Origin of the sequence: Salinigranum sp., assembly GCF_041641895.1 — an archaeon.
In the GTDB taxonomy this organism is placed as follows: Archaea; Halobacteriota; Halobacteria; order Halobacteriales; family Haloferacaceae; genus Salinigranum.
The window spans coordinates 1-3,439 of the sequence record NZ_JBEPXO010000147.1; the positions used below are offsets into that span (position 1 = coordinate 1).

Consider the following 3,439-nt stretch of genomic DNA (forward strand, 5'->3'; position numbering starts at 1 on the left):
CCGCGCCCACGGCGAGGGTGGCGAGAACGAACCCACGCGACGACGTCACTACCCGACCCGACCCGTGCTCCATCGACTAGCGGGATTCGACGGACGATGTATCAAACTTTTTACTATATAGCTGAAAGTCAGTAGTATTGATACCGGATGTGTCGTTCGTTCTCATCCCTCCCAGTACCGCCTCGCGGCGACGATGAAGAGGTAGCCGACGAGGCCGAGGCCGAACAGGACCGCCGGGATGAGGAACGGCCCGAACGTCGAGACGAGCGCATCGACGACCATACCGATGCTGTGGGGGCGGGGGTAACAGGTCTTCCGCCTCGGTCGGCGGGTCGGCGTTCCGTTCGTCACCGTTTCGAACGAACCAAGTGACCCGAAGCACGTGTCGCAGACGAGATGGACGAAGCGCTCGAAGCCGCAGAACTCGTCGCCGAGTCGGAACTCGAGGGTGTCGTCACCTGGCTCCTCCGCGTCGTCGGCTTGCTCGCCGTCGTCGCGGGGCTCGGCCTCTGGCTGTTCACCGAGATGGGACTGCTGGTGCTTCCGGCACTCCTGATACTCGTGGGACTCGTGCTCCTCGTCGCCCCCAGCATCCTCCTCGCGCTCGCCGAACTCGCCTGACTCCCGGCACCGGCACTAGGGCCGTTCATCGTGACCGCCGTCGGTTTCGCTCGGGACGCTCTCGACGTCGTCACCCTCGAACGGTGACTGCGGGGTCGACGGGCCGTCCGTCGTCCCGGGGGCGCCGGTGACCGTGAGGTCCCGCTTCGGATACGGAATCTCGATGCCCCGTGCGGCGAGTGCCTGGTAGATGGACCGGTTGAGTTCGTGCGTCGCGCGGGCGCGTCGGGTCGGACTCGCGACCCAACAGAGGAGTTCGTACTCCAGCGCCGAGTCGCCGAACCGCCGGAGGCGCATCCGCGGCTTCGGCGAGTCGAGGACGAGCGGTTCCTCCTGGGCGAGTTCCGTGACGAGCGCCTCGAACTCGTCGACGTCGGTCCCGTAGGCGACGCCGATGGGGACTCGGATGCGGCGTCGGCGCTGTGGGGCCGACTCGTTGACGATCTTCGCGGCGTTCAGCGCGGAGTTCGGGACCGTCACGAGTACCTCGTCGCGCGTCATGAGCGTGGTCGAACGGATGCCCACCTCGACGACGGTGCCGGCCTCGCCCGAGTCGAGGACGATGTAATCGCCGAGCTTGTACGTGTCGTCGAAGTACAGCGCGATGCCGCCGAAGAAGTTGGCGACGGTGTCCTTCGCGGCGAACCCGACGGCGATGCCCGCGACGCCAGCTGCACCCAGGAGGGGGGTGATGTCGATGTTGTACAGTCGCAGGAGCGCCGCGGCCGTCCCGACGGCGACGACGAGCGTCCAGACGTTCGAGAAGACGGGCGCGAAGTCGAACCGGCTTCCCCGCTCTTTCACTTCCTCGACCGCCTCGGTGACGAGGTTGTTGAGCGCCCACGCCCACGTGACGATGATGACGACGAGCGACGGGCGTCCGAAGAAGGTGTCGAGCTGTCCGGCGGTGACGAGCGTGCTCTCGACGACGGCAGGCGTCCGCGTCAACACGTAGATTCCCGCGAGCCCCACGGAGACGACGAGCGGCCACCGAATGTTCCGGACGGCGATGTTGTCGAACTTCGTGTCGGTCCGCCGCACGAGGTGGGAGGCGCCACGGATGAGCACCATCTCGACGACGAGCGCCCCGCCGAGCGAGAGCACGAGGACGACGAGCGTCGCTTGCCACGCCGCCAACCCGTCGAGGAGTCCGGTCACCGCATCTAACACGACACCTACCATGAACGTCGACTGACTAACCGTTTTCGCCTCGTTCGCGTCCTATACTCCCCGCGAATCGGCGCGTTCGGTTCCGCACAGCGCGAACAGCGAGCGGGCCGAGCGTTGAAGTACCGGGAGGCGGCCACCCCGGCGTGTGACCTGACCGCTCCCGCGGGACGTGCTGCGGTCGTGTGGCACACCGTTCCGCGTCTCCCGTCGGTGCCACCTGCTCGCCAGTATCCGGTGTCGGTGCCCTGCTCGCCAGCGTTCGGTCGACCTGCCGTTCTCCGGCTCAGTCGGACCCGCCGTCGGCCTCGCCGCGGACGTCTTCGAGCGCCTCTCGAGCGTTCTCCAGCGCCGCCTCGCGCTTCGCGGGGTACGCTTCCACCTTCGCGCGGAAGGTGATTCCCTCCCCGAGTCGGACCTCGCCGCGGAACGCCGCCTGCTTGTCGAAACGGAGGAACAGTTCGCAGTTGTCGGTGATCCGGTCGTCGAGTTCCTCGAAGATGCGGTCGTAGTCGGGCGCGGCGGCGACCTGTGCGAGGACGTGTCGGACGCCGTCGGCCCGTTCGACGCGCGCCGAACGGACGACGATGCGGTCGCCGTGGTGCCCACGGCTCTCTGCCCGCTCCACCTCGAACTCCTCCGGGAGGAACGTCCGAAGCGCCGACTCGACCCGCGCCTCGTCCTCCGTCTCGTAGGAGAACGCCCGAAGGTCGACGTAGTGGAACGGGACGCGAACCACGGTTACTCGTCGTCGGCGTCCGCTTCGGCTTCGGCGTCGTCGGTCGCCTCGAGCTGGTCCTCGGGGACGCCCGTCTCCTGGCCGTCGTCGAAGCTCACCGTGTACGTCGCGTCGCCGAACATCGTCTCCATGACCTGCGTTACCGTCCCGACCTGGCCGTCGAACTCGCTGTGTTTGTCGTGCAGGACGACGGTGTCGTCTTTCTCGAAGCTCATACTCCACCTTCTGCGTGGCCCGGATAAAAACTCGGTGATACGGTCACAGCCCCGGACCGGAACGAAGGGCTTTGGCTCGACCAGTCGCAACCGACGGTATGGAACTCGTCTCCGTCGCCGCGCTCACGGACGACCGCGTCATCGGGAAGGACGGCGAACTGCCGTGGCCGAGCATCCCCGCCGACAAGAAACAGTACCGCGCACGCATCGCCGACGCCCCCGTCATCCTCGGTCGCCGGACGTTCGAGTCGATGCTCGACGACCTCCCCGGGCGACGGCAGATCGTTCTCAGCCGTTCCACCCAGTCGTTCGAGGTGGACAGCGCCGTCCACGCGGCCGGGGTCGACGAGGCGGTCGACATCGCCGCCGCCGACGGGGCCGACGCCGCGTACGTCATCGGCGGTGCCGTCATCTACGAACTGTTCCAGCCCCACCTCGACCGGATGTTCCTGAGCCGCGTCCCCGGCGAGTACGAGGGGGACAGCTACTACCCGGAGTTCGACGAGTCCGACTGGACGCTCGTCTCCGAAACCGAGGACGAGGGGTTCACCCTCGAAGAGTGGGTCCGCACGGCGTGAACGGAGAGGCCGACCGGTGCGTATAATCCCCGCACCGACGTCCCTTCGTCCCGTGTCGCTCGTCTCGGTCACCTGTCCCGCCTGCGGCGCCTCGACGTACGTCTCGCTCCCGACCGGAC

At 67.2% G+C, this 3,439-nt stretch carries 5 protein-coding genes; 2 read left to right on the forward strand and 3 right to left on the reverse strand.

Going from position 1 to position 3,439, the window contains the following annotated elements; translation table 11 throughout:
* Nucleotides 1-396: 396 nt before the first annotated feature.
* The gene (locus ACESK5_RS18950; RefSeq protein ID WP_372913143.1) at nt 397-621 is read left to right on the forward strand and encodes a hypothetical protein; all 225 of its coding nucleotides are present in this window, start codon (nt 397-399) and stop codon (nt 619-621) included.
* A 15-nt stretch (nt 622-636) separates the two neighbouring features.
* Here the strand turns inward: ACESK5_RS18950 and ACESK5_RS18955 are convergent, their stop codons facing one another.
* The 3 genes from ACESK5_RS18955 to ACESK5_RS18965 all read right to left on the reverse strand — a co-directional run bounded on the left by ACESK5_RS18955 (nt 637) and on the right by ACESK5_RS18965 (nt 2,742).
* Complete coding sequence (locus tag ACESK5_RS18955) at nt 637-1,791, reverse strand: mechanosensitive ion channel family protein (protein ID WP_372913147.1); 1,155 nt, start codon at nt 1,789-1,791, stop codon at nt 637-639.
* A 283-nt stretch (nt 1,792-2,074) separates the two neighbouring features.
* A complete protein-coding gene (locus tag ACESK5_RS18960; RefSeq protein WP_372913144.1) occupies nt 2,075-2,527 on the reverse strand; it encodes an RNA-binding protein in 453 nt (150 codons plus the stop codon).
* 2 nt (nt 2,528-2,529) lie between these two features.
* Nucleotides 2,530-2,742, reverse strand: coding sequence for a DUF1918 domain-containing protein (locus tag ACESK5_RS18965; RefSeq protein WP_372913145.1), 213 nt, complete (start codon nt 2,740-2,742; stop codon nt 2,530-2,532).
* 98 nt (nt 2,743-2,840) lie between these two features.
* Between ACESK5_RS18965 and ACESK5_RS18970 the strand changes: the two genes are divergently transcribed.
* Entirely contained in the window at nt 2,841-3,320 is a 480-nt protein-coding gene (locus ACESK5_RS18970) for a dihydrofolate reductase (RefSeq protein ID WP_372913146.1), read from the forward strand.
* Nucleotides 3,321-3,439 lie beyond the last annotated feature (119 nt).

Coding starts and splice junctions, on each gene's coding strand:
- ACESK5_RS18950 (WP_372913143.1), top strand. CDS start 397: ATGGACGAAGCGCTCGAAGCCGCAGAACTCGTCGCCGAGTCGGAACTC.
- ACESK5_RS18965 (WP_372913145.1), bottom strand. CDS start 2,742: ATGAGCTTCGAGAAAGACGACACCGTCGTCCTGCACGACAAACACAGC.
- ACESK5_RS18970 (WP_372913146.1), top strand. CDS start 2,841: ATGGAACTCGTCTCCGTCGCCGCGCTCACGGACGACCGCGTCATCGGG.